This is a genomic window from Actinomadura sp. NPDC000929 (assembly GCF_040492065.1).
GTDB classification, from domain to species: domain Bacteria; phylum Actinomycetota; class Actinomycetes; order Streptosporangiales; family Streptosporangiaceae; genus Spirillospora; species Spirillospora verrucosospora.
The window spans coordinates 46,984-66,611 of record NZ_JBEUPA010000017.1 but is presented as its reverse complement, the minus strand read 5'-3'; the positions used below and the strand labels follow the sequence as shown (position 1 = coordinate 66,611).

The 19,628-nt window shown below is 74.0% G+C and carries 19 protein-coding genes; 11 read left to right on the top strand and 8 right to left on the bottom strand.

All coding sequences use genetic code 11. The features are described 5' to 3' along the window. Nucleotides 1–75: 75 nt before the first annotated feature. The 3 genes from ABWI04_RS09530 to ABWI04_RS09520 form a co-directional block, all read right to left on the bottom strand. A complete protein-coding gene (locus ABWI04_RS09530; protein ID WP_353832108.1) occupies nt 76–486 on the bottom strand; it encodes an Rv3235 family protein in 411 nt (136 codons plus the stop codon). A gap of 236 nt (nt 487–722) precedes the next feature. Further along, nucleotides 723–2,090, bottom strand: a complete 1,368-nt coding sequence (locus ABWI04_RS09525) for a PTS transporter subunit EIIC (RefSeq protein WP_345177785.1) — start codon at nt 2,088–2,090, stop codon at nt 723–725. Between the two features lie 23 nt (nt 2,091–2,113). Further along, nucleotides 2,114–2,854 carry a GntR family transcriptional regulator gene (locus ABWI04_RS09520; protein ID WP_141581197.1) on the bottom strand — a complete coding sequence of 247 codons (741 nt, stop codon included), beginning with the start codon at nt 2,852–2,854 and terminating at the stop codon, nt 2,114–2,116. A gap of 453 nt (nt 2,855–3,307) precedes the next feature. On the opposite strand from ABWI04_RS09520, the gene nagA reads away from it, so the two are divergent. The 7 genes from nagA to ptsP are packed head-to-tail and all read left to right on the top strand — an operon-like array spanning nt 3,308 to nt 8,907. Further along, nucleotides 3,308–4,468, top strand: coding sequence for an N-acetylglucosamine-6-phosphate deacetylase (gene nagA / locus ABWI04_RS09515; RefSeq protein ID WP_353832107.1), 1,161 nt, complete (start codon nt 3,308–3,310; stop codon nt 4,466–4,468). Next, nucleotides 4,465–5,505 (top strand): SIS domain-containing protein, encoded by a 1,041-nt coding sequence (locus tag ABWI04_RS09510; protein ID WP_353832106.1) that lies wholly within the window; start codon nt 4,465–4,467, stop codon nt 5,503–5,505. Before nagA ends, ABWI04_RS09510 begins: the two co-directional genes overlap by 4 nt. A 30-nt stretch (nt 5,506–5,535) precedes the next feature. Then, nucleotides 5,536–5,769, top strand: coding sequence for a PTS sugar transporter subunit IIB (locus ABWI04_RS09505; RefSeq protein WP_345177791.1), 234 nt, complete (start codon nt 5,536–5,538; stop codon nt 5,767–5,769). A 35-nt stretch (nt 5,770–5,804) separates the two neighbouring features. Further along, nucleotides 5,805–6,254 carry a PTS sugar transporter subunit IIA gene (locus tag ABWI04_RS09500; RefSeq protein WP_089315944.1) on the top strand — a complete coding sequence of 150 codons (450 nt, stop codon included), beginning with the start codon at nt 5,805–5,807 and terminating at the stop codon, nt 6,252–6,254. Nucleotides 6,255–6,258: 4 nt separating this feature from the next. Beyond that, the gene (locus ABWI04_RS09495) at nt 6,259–6,936 is read left to right on the top strand and encodes an HAD family hydrolase (protein WP_345177794.1); all 678 of its coding nucleotides are present in this window, start codon (nt 6,259–6,261) and stop codon (nt 6,934–6,936) included. A 14-nt stretch (nt 6,937–6,950) separates the two neighbouring features. Then, a complete protein-coding gene (locus tag ABWI04_RS09490) occupies nt 6,951–7,223 on the top strand; it encodes an HPr family phosphocarrier protein (RefSeq protein ID WP_345177796.1) in 273 nt (90 codons plus the stop codon). 13 nt (nt 7,224–7,236) lie between these two features. After that, on the top strand, nt 7,237–8,907 hold the full coding sequence (gene ptsP, locus ABWI04_RS09485; RefSeq protein ID WP_353832118.1) for a phosphoenolpyruvate--protein phosphotransferase: 1,671 nt from the start codon (nt 7,237–7,239) through the stop codon (nt 8,905–8,907). Between the two features lie 7 nt (nt 8,908–8,914). Here ptsP and ABWI04_RS09480 read toward each other — a convergent pair whose 3' ends face one another. The 4 genes from ABWI04_RS09480 to ABWI04_RS09465 form a co-directional block, all read right to left on the bottom strand. Continuing rightward, nucleotides 8,915–9,409, bottom strand: a complete 495-nt coding sequence (locus ABWI04_RS09480) for a hypothetical protein (RefSeq protein WP_353832105.1) — start codon at nt 9,407–9,409, stop codon at nt 8,915–8,917. Between the two features lie 89 nt (nt 9,410–9,498). Beyond that, the gene (locus ABWI04_RS09475) at nt 9,499–11,139 is read right to left on the bottom strand and encodes a glycoside hydrolase family 3 protein (protein ID WP_353832104.1); all 1,641 of its coding nucleotides are present in this window, start codon (nt 11,137–11,139) and stop codon (nt 9,499–9,501) included. Nucleotides 11,140–11,238: 99 nt separating this feature from the next. Then, the gene (locus ABWI04_RS09470) at nt 11,239–13,383 is read right to left on the bottom strand and encodes a transglycosylase domain-containing protein (protein ID WP_353832103.1); all 2,145 of its coding nucleotides are present in this window, start codon (nt 13,381–13,383) and stop codon (nt 11,239–11,241) included. Nucleotides 13,384–13,748: 365 nt separating this feature from the next. Next, nucleotides 13,749–14,918 (bottom strand): N-acetylglucosamine kinase, encoded by a 1,170-nt coding sequence (locus ABWI04_RS09465; protein ID WP_378190729.1) that lies wholly within the window; start codon nt 14,916–14,918, stop codon nt 13,749–13,751. Nucleotides 14,919–15,006: 88 nt separating this feature from the next. Here ABWI04_RS09465 and ABWI04_RS09460 point away from each other — a divergent pair, with 88 nt between their 5' ends. Both ABWI04_RS09460 and murQ read left to right on the top strand, forming a co-directional pair. Then, nucleotides 15,007–15,987, top strand: a complete 981-nt coding sequence (locus ABWI04_RS09460; protein WP_345177806.1) for a MurR/RpiR family transcriptional regulator — start codon at nt 15,007–15,009, stop codon at nt 15,985–15,987. Then, nucleotides 15,984–16,880, top strand: coding sequence for an N-acetylmuramic acid 6-phosphate etherase (gene murQ, locus ABWI04_RS09455; protein WP_345177808.1), 897 nt, complete (start codon nt 15,984–15,986; stop codon nt 16,878–16,880). Before ABWI04_RS09460 ends, murQ begins: the two co-directional genes overlap by 4 nt. Nucleotides 16,881–17,157: 277 nt before the next feature. On the opposite strand, the gene ABWI04_RS09450 is transcribed toward murQ, so the two are convergent. After that, complete coding sequence (locus tag ABWI04_RS09450; RefSeq protein ID WP_353832102.1) at nt 17,158–18,354, bottom strand: acyl-CoA dehydrogenase family protein; 1,197 nt, start codon at nt 18,352–18,354, stop codon at nt 17,158–17,160. Nucleotides 18,355–18,415: 61 nt separating this feature from the next. On the opposite strand from ABWI04_RS09450, the gene ABWI04_RS09445 reads away from it, so the two are divergent. Further along, nucleotides 18,416–19,051 (top strand): HAD family hydrolase, encoded by a 636-nt coding sequence (locus ABWI04_RS09445; RefSeq protein WP_353832101.1) that lies wholly within the window; start codon nt 18,416–18,418, stop codon nt 19,049–19,051. A 25-nt stretch (nt 19,052–19,076) separates the two neighbouring features. Continuing rightward, nucleotides 19,077–19,586 (top strand): DUF6912 family protein, encoded by a 510-nt coding sequence (locus ABWI04_RS09440; protein ID WP_345177890.1) that lies wholly within the window; start codon nt 19,077–19,079, stop codon nt 19,584–19,586. Nucleotides 19,587–19,628: the final 42 nt, after the last annotated feature.

Genomic DNA, 19,628 nt, shown 5'->3' with positions numbered 1-19,628 from the left:
GAGGCCGCTTCCGCATGTCAGGGCCGCTTCGCGCGTGTCAGGGCCCTCCACGCGTCCCAGGCCGCGTCACGGCCGTCAGGGCGCGGTCGTCTCCAGCGCCGTGCAGCGCCACCGGCCCCTCGCGTGCTCCAGCCGCAGCGCCAGCGCGTGGACGCGTCCCGCCACGACGACCAGGGCGACCGCCTCGGCGACGTCGGGCGCCGGCCGCTGCGAGCGCGTCGACAGGACCTTCGGCGGGACGATCCGCCCCCGGCGCGTCCCCGGGCCGAGCTGGGCGGCGATCTCCCGGCAGACCGCCGGGACGGCCACGAGCGACAGCTGGTGCGGCGGCCGCGTCCCCGCCAGGACCTCCACGGCGAGCCGACCGGCCGCCTCCGCGACGGCCTGGACCTCCGCGTCCTCCCCGGCCGCCGGACGGACCAGCCGCAGCCCCGGGCCCTGCGGCGCGGGCCCCGCTGCGGGGCGCAGCGCCAACGCTCCGTGCACGGCGGGGGACGGGCGATAACTGACGAACCGAACCGCCCCGCTTCTGACCGGACGCACCATGAAACCTCCTGAATCGCTTTTTGAAACAGGAGTCACGAAGCTTGTGGAAAATACGTCCTGACCGCTTACGGCCGCTCCCGTAACGGGAATGGGAAAGGCGGCGGGACGCGAAGCGCGTCCCGCCGCCTTCGGGAGCGAGTCCCGGGGTGCGGGGGCCCGGGACTCGGGGGGAGGGCTCAGCCCGCCGCGGAGTCCTGCGGCTCGGCGGTGCCCTTGCGGTTCCTCTTCTTCTTCCCGCCCGCGAGCTCGGGGTCGGCGCCCGCGTCGACGGCCGTCGACTCCTCGTCCTCGGGTTCGCGGCCCGGGGTCGCGAAGTTGAACTTCGTGATCAGGAACTTGAAGATGAAGTAGTACAGGAAGAAGTACAGGACGCCCATGCCGAGGATGAGCCACAGGCCCTTGGTGTTGTCCTTCGAGGCGTTCAGCAGCAGGTCGATGCCGCCCGCGGAGAAGCCGAAGCCGAGCTGGGCTCCGGCCGCCTCCAGGACCGCCATCGAGATGCCGGTGAGGACGACGTGCACCCCGTACAGGACGGGCGCGACGAACATGAACGCGAACTCGATCGGCTCGGTGACGCCGGTGACGAACGCGGTGAGCGCGGCGGAGATCATGATGCCGCCGACCGCGGGGCGGCGGTGCGGGGGAGCGGCGCGCCAGATGGCGAGGGCCGCGCCGGGCAGGCCGAACATCAGGACGGGGAAGAACCCGGCGAGGAAGCCGCCCGCGTGCGGGTCGCCGGCCAGGTACCGGTTGATCTCGCCGTGCACGGTGCCGTCCGGGCCGTTGTAGGAGCCGAACACGAACCAGATCAGCGAGTTCGGGATGTGGTGCAGGCCGAACGGCAGCAGCAGGCGGTTGATGACGCCGTAGATGCCGGCGCCGGCGGCGCCCGCGCCGGTGATCCAGTTGCCGAAGTCGGTCAGCCAGCTGCCGAACACCGGCCAGATGAAGCCGACCAGGACGCCGAGCACCAGGGCGGCGACCGCCGTGATGATCGGGACGAACCGGCGGCCGCCGAAGAACGCCAGGTAGGTGGGCAGCTTCACCCGGTAGAAGCGCTGGTAGAGCAGCGCGGCGACGACGCCGATGAGGATGCCGCCGAGCACGTCGGTGGGGTTCTTGGCCCCGAAGTCGATGACCTCCTTGGGCGCCCCGTCCACCACCTTGGTGATCAGCACGTTGCCCTTGAGCTCGTCGCTGTGCGAGAACATGATCTTGGATACCTGGTCGAACACCAGGTATCCGACCACGGCGGCGAGCGCGGTGGACCCGTCGGACTTGCGGGCGAACCCGATCGCCACGCCGACCGCGAACAGCAGCGGCAGGTAGCTGAACAGGGCCTGGCCCGCGCCGCCGACGACCTCGGCGACGCGGTCCCAGCCGAGGCCGTCCGCGCCGAGCATGTCGGGCTGGCCGAACCGGAGCAGCAGCGCGGCGGCGGGCAGCACGGCGATCGGCAGCATCAGGCTGCGGCCGATGCGCTGCAGCACCGCGAGGGCGCTCGACCCTCGGCGCGGCGCGGAGTCCACTGTTGTCGCAGTCATCGCGAGGTTCCTCCTCAGGGGTTTCAGGAGTGCGGCGGGGGATTTCCGAGCGCCGTGTGGATCTGGTAGCGGTCCGCCCTGTAGGTCGACACGCCCAGCTCGGCGCACACTCCTCCGGTGTAGGAGCGCCGTTGCAGGAGCAGCACGGCACTGCCCCGGGCGATCTGCAGGTGCCTGGCGTCGGCGGCGTCGGCCAGGCTGGCGTCGATGGTCTGGTCGCCCGCGTCGAAGACGAGCCCGTAGACCGCTTCGAGGACGCCGTAGAGGGAGCGGTCCGCGAGCCTGCGATCGAGCAGGTCGGGCGCGAGCGAGGCCAGGATATGCGCGCGTTCGAGTGCCATGGGTTCCCCGTCGGCGGTGCGCAGCCGCTCGATGACGTGGATCTGCGTGCCCGGCTCGACGTCGAAGATCCTGGCGAGCCGCGCGTCGGCCGGGACCGTGCGCCGGTCCAGGTCGACGGCCCCGGGCCGCAGCCCCCGGGCCAGCATGTCCTCGGTGAACGAGACGAGCCGCAGCGGCATCTCGATCTTTGGCCGGGCGACGAAGGTGCCCTTGCCGGGGACGCGGTAGAGCCGCCCCTCGGACACCAGCTGGTCGACGCCCTGCCGGACGGTCATGCGGGACAGCCGGTACCGGACGCACAGCTCGCGCTCCGAGGGGATCGGGGCGTCGACGGGCAGTTCCGCGCTCTCGATGAGGTCGAGCAGGATCGCGCGGAGCTGGAAGTACTTCGGTACCGGACTGTGCGGGTCGATGGTCGTCACGGGGGTTTCCTCGATGGCCGGTGGCCGGATCGATGGGATTCGCCGGGTTTCGACGGATGGGTGGGCTGGTCGGTCGTTCGACGGTATTCGATTTGGTTCGTACTGGTCTAGGCCGGACTAGACCACAGCTCCGAAAGACATGTCAATGCACGAATCCGTAACGGCTCGATCACGCGCCGGCGACGTCAAGATCGACAAAACCGCAGGTCAGGTACCCCGTGCCGGACGCTGCCTCCGGTTCCGACCCCGGTTCCTGACCATTTCCGGCTCCCTTCCCCGTGTTCCGGCTGCCGGAACTCCCGCGGCGCTCCCGCGTCGGACGAAGTTTCGCCCCGCGTCTTCATCTCCCTCCGATTCGTGGAGTATGGTGCGTACTGGTCTAGTCCGGACTAGACCAGTTGCTATCCGGAGGAACCCCACCCGCGATCATCGCGTCACAGAGAGCGCGCCCCCATGGCATCACTGCTGATCACGGCCGAACAGATGGTCCTCACCCCGGCGGCCGGCCCGCACCGCGTCGTGTCCCCGGGCTACGTCCGCGTCGCGGACGGGGTGATCGTCGAGGCCGGAGAAGGGCGTCCGGAGGGCGCGCCCGACGTCCACCTCCCCGAGGGCCTCCTCGCGCCCGGCCTCGTCGACCTCCAGGTGAACGGGTACTTCGGGCACGACATGGTGGACGCCGACGCCGCCGCCTGGCACACCGTCGTCTCCCGCCTGCCCGAGACCGGCGTGACCGCGTTCCTCCCCACCTTCATCACGGCCCCGGTGCGCGCGCAGGCCGAGGCGCTCCTCCGCACCCGCGACCTGCTGCCGGACCTGCCGCCCGGGGCCCGCGTCCTCGGCGTCCACCTCGAAGGCCCGTTCCTGTCGGAGAAGCGCAAGGGCGCGCACAACGCCGCGCATCTCACCGACCCCGCGCCCGCCGACATCGCGACACTGCTGGAGACGGGCCTGGTCAAGCTGGTCACCCTCGCCCCCGAGCGGGACGGCGCCCTGGAGGCGATCCGCACCCTGACCGCGGCGGGCGTGCTGGTCAGCGTCGGGCACAGCGACGCCACCGCCGCGCAGGTCGCCGCCGCGGCCGACGCCGGCGCACGCAAGGTCACCCACATCTTCAACGCGCAGACCGGCGTCCACCACCGCGACCCGGGCGTGGCCGTGCAGGCCCTCATCGACGAGCGGCTGAGCCCCGGTCTCATCCTCGACCTGCACCACGTCGGCCCCGAGGTGGCGACGCTGGTGCTGCGGGCCGCGGCGGGACGGGTCGTGCTCGTCACCGACGCGGCCTCGGCAGCCGGGATGCCGCCCGGCACCTACGACCTCGGCGGCGAGCCCATCACCATGCCCGAGCAGGGCCCGCCGCTGCGCGCCGACGGCACCATCGCCGGATCCGGCCTCCGGCTGGACGAGGCGGTCGGCAACGCGATCGCGCTCGGCGTCGACCCGGCCGACGCGGTCGACGCCGCGACCCGGGTCCCGGCCGACCTCGCCGGCCGGCCGGACCTCGGCCGGATCGCCCCCGGCGCCGCGGCCGACCTGGTCTGGCTGGGGCCGGACCACCGGGCGCTTGCGACCTGGATCAACGGGCAGGAAGTCTTCGGAGGGGGATCATGACCAGTCAGATGCGCGCCGAGATCGGTGAGCAGCCGGACGCGCTGCGCCGGACGATCGACGCGCTCCTCCCGCGCGTCGCCGACGTCGGGGCGCTGGCGCGGGAGACGCGGCAGGTGCTGTTCATCGCGCGCGGGTCGTCCGACAACGCCGCGGTGTACGGGCGCTACCTGGTGGAGGCGCACGCCGGGCGGCTGGCCACGCTCGCCGCGCCGTCCATCGCGACCGCCTACCGCCGCCGGCTGGACCTGTCCGGCGTGCTGGCCGTGGCGATCAGCCAGTCCGGCAAGACCGAGGAGATCGTCGAGACGCTCGACTGGGCGCGCGACTGCGGCGCCCGGACGGTCGCGGTCACCAACGGCGCCGGGTCGCCGCTCGCCGAGGCCGCCGAGGTCGCCCTGGTCACGCAGGCGGGCGCCGAGATCGCCGTGCCGGCGACCAAGACCTACACGACGCAGCTCGCCGCGCTGTCGGTGCTCGGCCTCGGGCTCGGCGCCCAGGTCGCCGAGGACGACCTGCGCCGCGTCCCCGACGAGGTCGCCCGGATGATCGCGCTGACCGAGGCCTCGCCCGCGCTGCCGGAGATCGTCGAGGAGCTGGCGAAGGTCCCGGGTACGGTGGTCTCCGGACGTGGAATCGCGTTCGGGACCGCGCTGGAGCTGGCGCTGAAGATCAAGGAGGCGTGCTACCTGCACGCCATGGGGCTGTCCTACGCCGACCTGCTGCACGGCCCGATCGCGGTCGTCGACGCGCAGACCCCGGCGCTGCTGGTCGCCGCCGACTCCGGGCCGACGCTGCCGGGCACCGTCGCCCTGGCCCACCGGGTGCGCGGCGCGGGGGCCCGCGCGTTCGGCGTGGGCGGCGGAGCGGAGCTGGCGGAGGCGTGCTCGGCCGCGCTGCCCGGTCCCGGGCTCCCCGAGTGGGTGGCGCCGCTGGGCCTCATCGTCCCCGGCCAGATCATGGTCGAGAACCTGGCCCGCCGGCTCGGGATCGACCCCGACATCCCGCGCGGCCTCAACAAGGTCACCCAGACCGACTGAGCACCCGGATCCCGAGAAGAGAGAACGAGCATGGACAAGGCCGAGGCCATCATCGCCGCCCTGGGCGGGGCCGACAACATCGTGGAGATCGAGCCGTGCGCGACCCGGCTGCGCACCGAGGTCTCCGACGCCGGAAAGGTCGACGAGCCGGCCCTCAAGAAGGCGGGCGCGTTCGGCGTCATGCGCAGCGGCTCCGTCGTCCAGGTCGTCGTGGGGCCCGAGGCCGACACCATCGCCAGCGACATCGAGGACCTCCTCGACTGACCAGACCTCCTCGACCGACCAAGGGAACCCCTCTGATGACCCGAGTACTGTCCCCGGTCGCCGGCCGGGTCGTCGGCCTCGCCGGCGTCCCGGACCCGGTGTTCGCCCAGGCCATGGTCGGCCCGGGCACGGCCGTCGACCCCGAGCGCGGTCCCGGCCACGCCATCGCGCCCGTCACCGGGAAGATCGTCAAGCTGCACCCGCACGCCTACGTCGTGGTGGACGCCGAGGGCCACGGGGTCCTGGTGCACCTCGGCATCGACACCGTCAAGCTGAAGGGGCAGGGGTTCGAGCTCCTGGCCGCCGAGGGCGACGAGGTGACCGCCGGGCAGCCGCTCGTCGGCTGGGACCCCGCGGTGATCGAGGCGGGCGGCCGCTCGCCCATCTGCGCGGTCGTCGCGCTGGACGCGGGCGCCGACGCCCTGTCGGACGTACGCGAGTCGGGCGAGGTGGCGAAGGGGACCGAGCTGTTCACATGGAGCTGAGCACATGGCGGTGATCGGTCTCGGCGCGGCGGTCTTCGATCTCGACGGCACCCTCATCGACACCGAGCCGCGCAACCGCGTGATGTGGTCGCGCCTGTTCGACGCCCACCGCGTCCCCTGGGACGAGGCGCTGATCGGCTCGTTCGCGGGGCGGCGGGGGACCGAGGCGCTGGCGGACCACGTGCACCTGTTCCCCGGCCGGACGGTCGAGGAGCTGTTCGAGCAGGCGGTCTCCTACGAGTCGCTGCCGGGGATGCCGGACGTGGCGCCCGTTCCCGGCGCGGTCGACCTCGTCCGGTCGCTGGCGGACGCGGGCGTGCCGCTGGCGGTGGTGACGTCGGGGCAGCGGCCCTACGCCGAGCGCCTGCTGGACCTGCTGGGCATCCGCGGCCTGCTCGACCTCGTGGTGACCGCCGGTGACGTCGTCACCGGCAAGCCGCACCCGGAGGGATACCTGGCCGCCGCGCGCGACCTGGACGTCCCGCCGCAGGAGGCGGTCGGGTTCGAGGACGCCCCGGCAGGGGTCGCGGCCGTCAAGGCCGCGGGAATGACATGCGTCGGCGTTGTCACCACGCAGTCGGTGGGCGCGCTGGCCAGGGCCGACCATCTGGTGGCCGATTTCATCGAAGTGGACGTCGTGCCGGGCCCCGCGCTGCGGGTGCACCGGACGGTAACGAGCTGATTGGGAGTAATGCGGTGACCGAGCGCAACGTCAAGATCGAGTCCAGGGTGGGGCTGCACGCACGGCCGGCCGCGCTGTTCGTCCAGACCGCGGCCAAGGCCCCGATGGACGTGACGGTGTCCAAGCGCGGCGGCTCCCCGGTGAACGCCAAGAGCATCCTCGCCGTGCTCGGGCTGGACGCGCGGCACGGCGAGGAGATCGTGCTGTCCGCCGAGGGCGACGGGGCCGACGAGCTGCTCGACAGCCTGGAGAAGCTGCTGTCCACCCCGGAGCCCGAGGGGGCCTGAGGTGGGCGAGGTGATGCAGGGCGCGGGCGTCAGCCCCGGTGTCGGGACCGGGCCGGTGCGCACCATCGCGGGGGCCGTGCCGGAGCCGCCCGCCGGGTCCCGGCACGGCGGCGACGCCGGCGCCGAGCGCGACTCCGCGCTGGCCGCCTTGGAGGCCGTCGCCGCCGACCTGGAGGAGCGCGGGGAGCGCGCGGCCGCGGCCGGCAACACCGACGGCCGGGACGTGCTGAACGCGCAGGCGATGATGGCCCGCGACCCCGGGCTCGCCGACGGCGTCCGCGCCAAGATCGACGAGGGGGTGTCCGCGGCCCGCGCCGTGTTCGAGGCGTTCGGCGTCTACCGGGAGATGCTCGCCGGGGCCGGCGAGTACATGGCCGCGCGGGTCACCGACCTCGACGACATCCGCGACCGCGCGATCGCCCGGCTGCTCGGGCTCCCGATGCCGGGCGTCCCCGAGTCCGACGAGCCGTTCGTGCTGGTCGCCCGCGACCTCGCCCCGGCGGACACGGCCGTCCTCGACCCGGCGCAGGTCGTGGCGTTCGTGACGGAGGAGGGCGGCCCCACCAGCCACACCGCGATCCTGGCGCGGACGATGGGCGTCCCGGCCGTGGTCGCGCTGCCCGGCGCCGCCTCGCTGGCCGAGGGGACCCGTGTCCTGGTGGACGGCGCCGCGGGGACGGTGCTCCCCGACCCGTCCGAGGCGGAGGTGGCCGCGGCGCGGGCGACCGCCGCGGCCCGCGCGTCCGCGCTGGAGGAGTCCACCGGGCCGGGCGCGACCAGGGACGGGCACTCGGTCCCGCTGCTGGCCAACGTCGGCGGCCCCAAGGACGTGGAGGCGGCGCTGGCGAACGGCGCCGAGGGCGTCGGCCTGTACCGGACGGAGTTCCTGTTCCTCGACCGCGCGGCGCCGCCGTCCGACGGGGAGCAGGAGGAGGCGTACCGGAAGGTGCTGGAGGCGTTCCCGGAGGGCCGCGTGGTCGTCCGGACGCTCGACGCCGGCGCCGACAAGCCGCTGGCGTTCCTGCCCGCCCCCGGTGAGGAGCCGAACCCGGCGCTCGGCGAGCGGGGCCTGCGGATGATGCGCCGCCACCCGGACGTGCTGGCCTCGCAGCTCGCCGCGCTGACCCGCGCCGCCGCGGGTCTCAGCGTCAAGCTGCAGGTCATGGCGCCGATGGTGACGGACGCGGAGGAGGCAGCCTTCTTCGCGGCCGCGTGCCGGGAGGCCGGCGTCGAGCATCCCGGCGTCATGATCGAGGTTCCCGCGGCCGCGCTGCGCGCCCGCGACCTGGCGCCCGAGGTGGAGTTCTTCAGCATCGGCACCAACGACCTCACCCAGTACGCGTGCGCGGCGGACCGGCAGGTCGGCGGCCTCGCGCACCTCCAGGACCCGTGGCAGCCCGCCGTCCTCGACCTGGTCGCCCCCGCGGCCGGCGCGGGCGTCCCGTGCGGCGTGTGCGGGGAGGCCGCCGGCGATCCGGCGCTGGCCTGCGTGCTGGTGGGCCTCGGCGTGACGTCGCTGTCGATGAGCGCGCCGTCCCTCCCGCTGGTGCGGGCGGCGCTCGTGCGGCACACGCTGGAGGAGTGCCGCGCGGCGGCCGCGGCGGCCCGTGCCGCGCGCACCGCCGAGCAGGCCAGGGAGGCGGCCCGCGCCCACCTGCCCGGACTGGCGGACCTCGGGCTCTGACCCGCGGTCAGCCCGCCACGAGCCAGCGGCTCCCGCGTCCCCGCAGGACGAAGCTCGCGGCGAGCAGTCCGCCGGGACGGGCGGGCGCGGTCTTCCACCGCAGGTGCTCGAACCGGACGGTGCACTCCCCGGCGCCCGGCCCGGCCTCGCAGGTCGGGACGGTCACGCCGCGCAGCGCCGCGAGATCCTGCGGGCGCAGCTTCGCGCGGGCCCGGCCGAGCCCCGAACGGCACCGGCCGGGCCCGCCGAACACGCGCCGCTCGTAGGCGGGCGCCAGGTACGCGCACGCCCTGGCGTCGCCCACCGAGATCCCGCGCAGGTACTTGTAGAGCGCCAGCCGCGCCGGGAGCGTCTGCCGCGGAGGCGCGGCGGTCGAGGCTTGGGCGGGCCGGGAGTCGCCGGGCTCGGGGGTGAGCGGCGGCATCGTGACCTCGCCGCCGCCCCCGCAGGCCGCCAGCAGCGGGAGCAGTGCCAGAGCGGCGAGGGACGATCGGACGCGCACGGGGACCTCCTGGAAGCGCGAAGGCGGCCCGATCCTCCCAGCAGAGCGGTCCTCGCGTCCAACGCCTCGCCGGTGCCGGGCGGCGGCCCCTACCGGTAGCCCAGCCCGTGCCCGGCGGGCTTCCCGCCCGCCGGAACCGGCAGCCTGCCGGTGGGCTTCACCGCTCCGCTCAGCACCCTGGCCAGCGCCTCCACCGAGACCCGGCTGGAGGAGTAGGTGGCGAGCGCCGCCTTCGCGCCGCCCGCCGAGTCGAGGTCGTAGGGGCGGCCGAGCGCGGCGACGACCACCGGCCTGGAGCCGAGCGCCCGGATCCGGGACGCGGTCGCCGCCCCCGCGTTCACGGTGGTCAGCACGGTGACGTCGGCCGAGCCTGGCGCCGTGACCGCGACGCCCTGGCGGCGCAGGGCCGCCTGGAGCCGGCCGCTGTCAGGCCCGGACACGGCGACCTTCCTGCCCTTGAGGGGCAGCAGGCCGCCGTCGTTGCGGACGAGGGTGACCGCGTGCTCGGCGACGCCCCGCGCGACGGCCTTGTTCGCGGGGGTGCCGACCGCGGCCGCGGCCTTGGCGGGGTCGGCGGCGGCGTTCTGGAACAGGCCGCGCCGCTGCTTGAGCCTGAGGATCCGCGTCACCGACTCGTCCAGCCGCCGCTGCGAGATCTTCCCGGTCCGGACGGCCTTCACCACGGCGTCGTAGGCGCGCGGCAGGTCCGGCGGCATCAGCAGCTGGTCGGCGCCCGCGTTGATCGCCCGGACCGGGACCCCGGCGTCGCCGTACTTCTCGCGGACCCCGGCCATCTCCAGCGAGTCGGTGGTGATGACGCCCTGGTAGCCCAGCCTGCCGCGCAGCAGCCCCGTCAGGACCGTCCTGGAGAGCGTGGACGGGTCGCCCGACTTGTCGAGCTTCGGGACGACGATGTGCGCGGTCATGATCATGTCGACGTTCGCGGCGATCGCCGCCCTGAACGGGGGCGCGTCCAGCCGCTCCCACGTCCGCGGCGCGTGCCGGATCACCGGCAGGCCGGTGTGGCTGTCGGTCGCGGTGTCGCCGTGGCCGGGGAAGTGCTTGGCCGCCGCGGCGACCCCGGCCTCCTGGAAGCCGCCGACGGCCCCCCGCACCAGCGCGGACGCCAGCGCCGGGTCGGACCCGAAGGAGCGCAGCCCGATCACCGGGTTGCGCGGGTTCACGTTCACGTCGGCGTCCGGCGCGTAGTCGAGGTTGATGCCGACCGCGCGCAGCTCGGCGCCGGTGACCCGGGCGGCGGCGCGGGCGTCGGCGGGGCTGCGGGTCGCGCCGAGCGCCATGTTGCCGGGGAACGTCGTGACGAACGGCGTCCGCGACACGATGCCCTGCTCCTCGTCGACGCCGAGCAGCAGCGGGATCGTCGAGGCCTTCTGCAGCGCGTTGGACTGCGCGGCGGTCCGCGCCGGGGTGCCGATGTTGCCGGGGAAGTAGATCAGCCCGCCCACGCGGTACTTCCTGATCTTCGTGAGCGCGTCGGCGCGGCTGGAGAAGGTCGGGACGAACAGCTGCCCCACCTTGTCGGCCACGCTCATCTTCGCGACCCGGCCGGGGATCCAGGCGTCCGGCGCGGGCGTGGCCGGGGAGGCGGGCGCGGCGGAGCGGGCGGACGGCGTCCGCCCGCCCCTGTCGTCCTCGCCGCCGCCGCAGCCGGCGGCCCCGCCTGCCAGCAGGGCCGCCGCCGCGAGCGCGAGGGAACGTGTGGCACGCACCTGACCAGGCCCCCCGGAACGGTCTCGGTCACTCGGTCGCATCAACGCCCGCGACCGTAGCCGCCCCCGGGGGCCGCTGTCGACTCGATCTCTTCCGGTTCAGCTGTTCGGGGTGGGGGTGACGGCGCTCTCGCGGGCCTTCTGCTTGGCGATCCTGCGACGGGCGACCTCCGGCGGCACGGCGGGGGTCGGCGCGAGCGTCGGCGACCCGCCGTCCCGGCCGGCGGGCGCCGGCTCGCCGGGCTTGCGCCGGGACGGGGTCGGCTGCGCCGGGTCGGCGTCGACCCAGTTCGCGGCCACGCCGGAGAACGCGGGCTCGGGGAACGGCCGGGCCGGCAGGTCGCGGACGGCCTTGTCCATGAAGGACCGCCAGATCGTCGCCGGGAGGTTCTTCCCGGAGACCGTCCCGGCGAAGCCGGGCAGATCCCGCAGCGGGGCGGGCCTGGCGTTGCCGATGACCACGGCCGTCGAGACCTGGGGGACGAAGCCGACGAACCAGGCGGCGCGGTTGTGGTCGGTGGTGCCCGTCTTCCCGGCGGCCTCCCGGTCGGGCAGCGCCGCGTGCTCGCCCGTCCCGCTCCTGACGGTGGCCCGCAGCGCGTAGGCGGCCTGCGCCGCCTGCTCGGCGTTCAGCACCCGGCGCCCCGGCCGGTCCCAGGGCAGCGGGACCCGCCGGCCGTGCGCGTCGACGACCCTGGTGACGAGGTGGGGGACGACGGCCGTGCCGCCGTTGGCGAACGCCGCGTACCCGGCGGCCTGGGTGACGGCCGCGACGTCGGGGGTGCCGAGCGCGATCCCGGCCTGCCCCCTGAACGGCGCGAGCGCGGAGGCGGGCACCCCGAACAGCCGCGCGGTCTCCTGGACGTCCGCGATCCCCGTCTTCAGGGCGGCCTTCACGTATCCGGTGTTGACCGACAGGGCCGTGGCCCTGACCAGGTCCATCGCGCCGAGCGAGCCGATCTCCTCGTCGTTGTCGACCTTGTAGCCCGGCGCGGTCATCGGCGTGATGTCACCGTTCGGCGCGAACTTCTGCGGGGAGCGGCCGCTGACCCTCGTCCGGACGCTGAGGCCCTTGCGGAGCGCGGCGGCCAGCACGTACGGCTTGAACGTGGAGCCCGCCTGCGCGACCGGCGCGAACACCGAGTCGATCTGGCTGCGCTTCGGGTCGCCGCCGTAGAGCGCCTTGACCTCGCCGGTACGGGAGTCGACGGCGACGAGCCCGGCGTGCACGGTCCCGGGCCACCGCGGCTCCCGCGCCTCGCGCATGGCCTGCTCGGCGTGCCGCATCCAGCGCTGGTCCAGCCCGGTGTAGATCTTCAGGCCGCCGTTGACGACGCTGTCCATCGGGATGCCGACGCTCGCGAGCTCCTCCTCGACCCGGTGCCGGACGAGGAGGTCCTGGCCGGACAGGCCGACGCCGGTCCACTCGTCCTGGGTCCGGGGGAAGCGCTGCCGGTCGGCCTCGGCCCGGCCGAGGCGGCCCATCGACACCATCCCGTCGAGGACGTACCGCCAGCGGGCGCGCAGCGCGCGGGCCGCGGGGCCGTCGCCCCGCGTGCGGAAGTACGCCGGCCGCTGGATCATCGCGCCGAGCAGGGCGCACTCGGCGACGTCGAGCTGCCAGACGTCCTTGTCGAAGTAGGCGCGGGCCGCCGCCTGCACCCCGGACGTCTGCCGGCCGAAGTAGATCGTGTTGAGGTACAGGTCGAGGATCTCGTCCTTGGCGCGGCTGCGGTCGAGCTTCATCGCCACGAAGATCTCCTTGACCTTGCGGCCCATCGTCCGGTCGCGGCTGAGCCCCTTGAAGTAGTTGCGGGCGAGCTGCTGGGTGATGGTCGAGCCGCCCTGCGTGTCGCCGCCGGACGCGTTGTTCCAGAGGGCGCGGAACGTCCCGCTGGGGGAGACGCCGTGGCCTCCGTAGAAGCCGCGGTCCTCGGCGGAGAGCACCGCCCAGCGCAGCCGGTCGGGGATCTGGCCGTGCCGGACGTTCTCCCGGTTGGCGCCGAGGCGGAACAGCGGCGTCCGGCCGTCGGCGTAGTAGACCGCGGAGCCCTCGTCCGTGACGCCATCCTGCGGCCGCGTCGGCAGCGGCGTCCGGACGTAGCCGACGACGACGGCGGCGGCCGCCAGCAGGACCGATGTGATGACCAACACGATCGCCGCGCGGCGCGGCCGGGTCCGGAGGGCGCGGGGCAGGCGGGTGAGGGCAGGCCGGAGACGGCGCGCCCTGGGCAGGGAGTGCATGGGACCTCGTTCGACGTGGAGTACGGAGACGGCCGTCGTCCGGGCCAGGGAGCGCAGGGGCGGGCATGCGTCAGGCGTGCACCCGGCTAAGGGGCGCACGCGGTCGGGGACATCCCGCGCGGACGACGCTGCGAACCAACGCAGCCGATCTGTAGAGCCACGCCTGTGGCCGGTGGTCCCGCGGGACACGGCCCCATCGGGACCGCTTCCGCGGCACTGCTGCCACCGTGGTCACAGCTTAATCACGATGGACCCCTGGATCGCAGGCGATTGCGGATCTTTGGCGGGGTCCATCGCGATGAACCTGACGGCCGGGCCGGATCGGCCGGGCCGGGGCCGGGCGGCCCTTCGCCGCGGGGCGGCGCTCAGCCCGGCAAGGGGTGGCCGAGGCGGCGCAGCGCCATCCCGGCCGCGCCGACGGCCCCGTCGCCGGCGCTGCGCGGCGCCTCGGCGAAACGGTCGCGCAGCCCGGAGCGGACGGCCTCGGCGACGGGGCCTTCGCGGAGCACCGAGCCGTGCATCACGACCGGTGCGCAGGGATCGGACAAGGCCGGGCGCACCGCGTCGACGTCGGCCAGCAGCCACTGCGCGGCCTCGTCGGTGATGCGCCTGGCCACGGGATCGCCGGCGGCCGCGGCGGCGGCGACCACCGGGCCGAGGCGGCCGAGGGCCGCGGGCGGGCGGCCGTACACCTCCTTGATGATCGCCTGGGCGAGGCGGGGATCGGGCGGGGCGCCGGGAGACTCGGGATGGCACGGCGGCCCGTGCGGGCCCGGCGGCCCGCCGCCGCAGGCGGGGTGGCGGGCGGACGGCGGGTAGGCGGACTCGGGAGCGAGGACGGCCGTGGCGCGCCCGCCGGCGGACAGCGCGGCGGGGTGCGGCAGCACGGGAGAGCCCGGTGACGGCGAAGGGGCGCCGGCCATGGCCAGCGCCCTGGGGTGGCGGGGTCTTCGCCGTTCCGAGTCGATCTGCGCCACCACGGTGGGGCCGAGCAGCGCCCGGGGGACCGAGTCGGTGAGCAGCGTCGGGGAGCCGCGGCCGTCGTAGGCGGCGAGCGCGGCCCGGACGGCCTCCTTCCCGAGCCACACCGCCGAACCCTCGTCACCGACGAGCCAGCCGTAGCCGTCCGCGCGCTGCACGATCGCGCCGTCGTTGATGACCGCCGCGCCGGCGCCCGTGCCGGAGAACACCACGATGCCCTTGGGCTCGCTGGTCCCCGCGGCGAACGCCACCGCGATGTCGGTCACCACCGCGGGCGAGCCGCGCAGCCCGACGGACTGCCAGGCCCGCCGGGCCGCCGCGACCGCGGCGGGCCGGCCGGCCGAGCCGGCGCCGGCGATGCCGAACACGCCGGTGAGGATGTGGGTGCGGTCTAGGTCCCCGAGCGCCTCCCGCAGGGCGGTGGTCAGCGCCCCGGCGGTGTCGCCTCCAGAGTTGGGGTTGGCCCCTGGGCCGGTGCCGGAACCGGCCAGGGCTCCCCCGAGCGTCAGCACGACGCAGCGGGTCTTCGTGCCACCCGCGTCGATACCGACCACGTAAGGACCGGCCAAATGGGTCAACACATGGCGACCGTAGCCTTTCCTAACGTTGACGTGACATCCAGCGCGTAAGAAAATTTCCTCCATGAGGAAACCCATCGGCCCCGACCGGGGCCCCGAGCGGGGGATCACGGGGGAGCCCGCGGCGCCACGGGACGACGCGGCGGGCAGGGACAGGGACGCCACGCCGCTGAGCACGGTGGTGCGGGTCCGTTCGCTGCTGCCCTCGCTGCCCCCCGCCGAGCGAAGAGTCGCTCAACGCGTCATCGACGACCCCGAAGGGGTCGCCAACTCGACCATCACCGAGCTCGCCCAGAACTGCGGCACCTCCGAGACCACGGTCATCAGGTTCTGCCGGGCGATCGGGTTCCATGGTTACCCAGAGCTGCGGCTGACCCTCGCCACCGAGGCGGGACGGGCCCAGAGCGCCACCGGCGGCCGGGTCATCGGCAGCGACATCAGTCCCGACGACTCGCTAGAGCAGATCGTGGAGAAGGTCACCTTCGCCGACGCGCGGGCCGTCGAGGAGACCGCCTCCCAGCTCGACATCAAGATGCTGGAGCAGGTCGTGGACGCGGTCGTCAACGCGAACCGGGTCGACGTCTACGGCGTCGGCGCGAGCGCGTTCGTCGCGGCCGACTTCCAGCAGAAGCTGCACCGCATCGGCCGGGTCTGCTCCGCCTGGGCGGACGCCCACATCATGCTGACCAGCGCCGCCGTCCTGAGCCCCGGCGACGTGGCGATCGGCATCTCGCACACCGGCGCGACCGTGGAGACCATCGACGCGCTGGAGGTCGCCAAGACCCGGGGCGCGAGGACCGTGGGGCTCACCAACTTCCCGAAGTCCCCCATCGCGGAGGTCGCGGACATGATCCTGACGACCGCCGCACGGGAGACGACGTTCCGCTCGGGCGCCACCGCCAGCCGGCTGGCGCAGCTCACGGTGGTGGACTGCCTCTTCGTCGGAGTAGCGCAGCGCACCTACGGGTCTACCCGCAAGGCCCTCGAAGCCACGTACGAGGCGGTCCGCGGACGGACCGTGCGACCCGACCGGAGGCGTCGGTGATCGATTGCGAGCTCCCCACGGAGGGACGGAACCCCCGGACCCTCGACGTCGACACGCTGCCGACCATGGAGGTGCTACGCCTGATCAACTCTGAGGACGCGACCGTGCCGAGGGTCGTCGGCTCCGTGCTGCCCGAGGTCGCCCGGCTGGTCGACCTCGCCGTGGAGTCGCTGCGGGCGGGCGGCCGCGTGCACTACTTCGGCGCCGGCACGTCCGGCCGGCTCGCGGTCCTCGACGCGGCCGAGCTTCCCCCCACCTTCGGCATCTGGGGCCGGGTCGTGGCCCACAACGCCGGCGGCCCCGGCGCGCTGTCGCAGGCGGTCTCCGGCGTGGAGGACGACGTCGAGCTCGGCCGCCGGGACGCCCGCGACGTCCGGGCGGGCGACGTCGCGGTCGGCATCGCGGCGAGCGGACGCACCCCGTACGTGGTGGGGGCGCTGCGCGCCGCCGCCGCGGTCGGGGCGCGCACGGCGCTGATCAGCTGCAACCCGCACACGCCGTACGGGGACGAGGTGGAGGTGCACATCGGGCTCGCCACCGGGCCCGAGGTGATCAGCGGTTCCACCCGGATGAAGGCGGGCACCGCGACCAAGCTGGTGCTCAACTCCTTCTCCACCACCCTGATGATCAGGATGGGGCGCACCTACTCCAACCTGATGGTCAGCGTGAACGCGCTGAACTCCAAGCTGCGCGCCCGGCTGGTGCGCATCCTCACCGAGGCGACCGGGATGGACGCCCGCACCTGCGAGAACGCGCTGTCCGAGGCGGGCGGCAACACCCGCGTCGCCTTGGTCTCGCTCCTCGGCGAGGTCCCCGCGGCACGCGCCACGATGGTTCTGGAGGAAACCGACGGCGGCGTCCGCGAGGCGCTGCAGAGACTCAGATCCGCATAGAACAGCAAGCGAGCTGCCCCTCACCTAAGCCCGCGATCGCGACGACACCAGCCGCCGCCGCAACCAGCGACGACCCCAACACTCGCGATCGCGTCCGAAGGCAGGTTCGAGCGGAGCGAGAACCTGATCGCGCAGCGAGCCGCAAGGCGAGCCGGAGCGATGCCAGCGATCGCCGCAGTGCCCGACGATGGAGGGCCCTCCGGGCCCGAAGGAGGAGGGCACTGCAATAGGCACAGCAGGGCCCTCCGGGCCCGAAGGAGGAGAGAAATGCAATAAATCAGTGCTCGTACTTACGGAGTTCCTGGCGGGCCACGGTGCGGACGTGGACCTCGTCGGGGCCGTCGAAGATGCGCATCGCGCGGACCCAGGAGTACATCGCCGCCAGCGGGGTGTCGTCGGAGACGCCGGCGGCGCCGTGCACCTGGATCGCGCGGTCGAGCACCTCTTGGACGATGCGCGGCACGACCACCTTGATCGCGGCGATCTCCGTCCGCGCGCCCCTGGCGCCGTGCCGGTCGATCAGCCAGGCGGTCTTGAGGGTCAGCAGCCGGGCCTGCTCGATCGCCATCCGCGACTCGGCGATCCGCTCGCGGACCACGCCCTGCTCGGCCAGCGGCCCGCCGAAGGCCTCGCGGGACAGCGCGCGCCGGCACATCAGCTCCAGCGCCCGCTCCGCCATGCCGAGGGCCCGCATGCAGTGGTGGATGCGGCCGGGCCCGAGCCGCGCCTGGGCGATCATGAATCCGTCGCCCTCGGCCGCGACCAGGTTCGACGCGGGCACCCGGACGTCCTCGAAGAGGATCTCCGAATGTCCGTGCTGGTCCTGGTAGCCGAACACGGGGAGGTGCCGGACGATCGTCACGCCCGGCGCGTCGCGGGGCACGAGCACCTGCGACTGCTGCCGGTGCGGCGGCGCGCCGGGGTCCGTCCTGCCCATCACGATGAAGATCTTGCAGCGCTCGTCGGCGGCGCCGGTGATGAACCACTTGCGGCCGTTGACCACGTACTCGTCGCCGTCCCGGACGATCGAGGTGGTGATGTTGGTGGCGTCGGAGGAGGCGACGCCCGGCTCGGTCATCGCGAACGCGCTGCGGATCTCGCCGTCCAGCAGGGGCCGGAGCCAGCGCTCCTTCTGCTCGTCCGTGCCGAACATGTGCAGGACTTCCATGTTCCCGGTGTCGGGCGCCGCGCAGTTGACCGCCTCAGGGGCGAGGTCGGGCGAGCGCCCGGTCAGCTCGGCGAGCGTCGCGTACTCCAGGTTGGACAGCCCGGACACGTCCGGCAGGAACAGGTTCCACAGGCCCCGCTCGCGCGCCTCGGCCTTCAGCTCCTCGACGACCGGGGGCAGCGCGTGCGGGTCGTTCTCAGCCCGCCAGGCGGCGTAGACGGGCTCGGCCGGGTAGACGCGCGCGTCCATGAACTCCTGGAGCCGGTCCCGGTAGTCGCGTGCCTTCGGGCTGAGTTCGAAGTCCATGGCCCGCATTCTGACAGAACGGGATTCGGTTGTTTCGCCGGGGATCGCCTACCATCGGCCCGTGAGCGTCAAAGCTGTGATCACCGACTGGGGCGGCGTCCTCACCTCCCCCCTGGCCGAGGCCATCGAGGTCTGGCTCACCGCCGACCGCATCGACGTCGAGCGCTACAAGACCGTCATGCGCGCCTGGGTGAAGCAGGCCTACGACGGCGCAGGGACGAACCCCATCCACGGCCTGGAGGACGGCACCCTGCCGACCGCCGAGTTCGAGCGGCTCCTCGCGGCCGAGCTGCTCACCGTCGACGGCGCCCCCGTGGAGGCCGCCGGGCTCATCGCCCGGATGTTCGGCGCGTTCGCGCCGGTCGAGCCGATGTACGAGGCGCTGCGCGCGGTCCGCGCCGCGGGCGCCCGCACCGCCCTGCTGTCGAACTCCTGGGGCAACGAGTACCCCCGCGACCTGTTCGCCGAGCTCTTCGACGCGACCGTCATCTCCTGCGAGGTCGGGATGCGCAAGCCCGACGAGCGGATCTTCCGGCACGCCCTGGACCTGCTCGGCCACGCCGCCGCCGAGTGCGTCTTCATCGACGACATCGAGCACAACGTCCGCGCCGCGCAGGCCCTCGGAATCCGCGGCATCCTGCACACCGCCCCCGACACCACGATCGCCGAACTGCGCGGAATGGACCTGCTGCCCTGACCGTCTGGCAGACTTGCTGACCGTCATGCGCGTCTACCTGCCGTCCACGCTCACGCTGCTCGCCGGCGTCCACGCCGCGCGCGAGATCGCTCCCGCGCCGCTCGCCGCCCACGCGGTCACGCCCGCGCTGCGCGAGTGGTACGCGGGCGGTGACGAGGAGGAGCTGGAGTACGCGGCGATGTCCGCCGCCGCCCGCGCCTCCCTGCGCCTGCTCGCCGCCGACCCGTCCGTCCCGCGCCGCCGGGTCGTGCTGGCCGCCGAGGTCCCCGACGGCCAGGTCTCCTGGCCGCGCGGCGACGCGGCGCTCGGCAACGGCGACCGCGCCCTCGTCGAGCTCGCCGCCCCCGTCCCCTGGAAGCTGATCGCCTCCGGTCATGTCGACGACCCCGGCGCGGTCCCCGACGTCGCCGCCGCCGCGCAGGCCCTCGCGGCCGCCGACGCCGGAGACGAGGACGCCCGCTTCACCGTGGACGGCGCCGAGGGCCACGAGCTGCTCTGGTACGCCACCCAGGAACTCGGCGACCTCCTCGACTAGCGGCCCGGGCGCGGGGTAGGTCCCCCGGCACGTCGAACAATG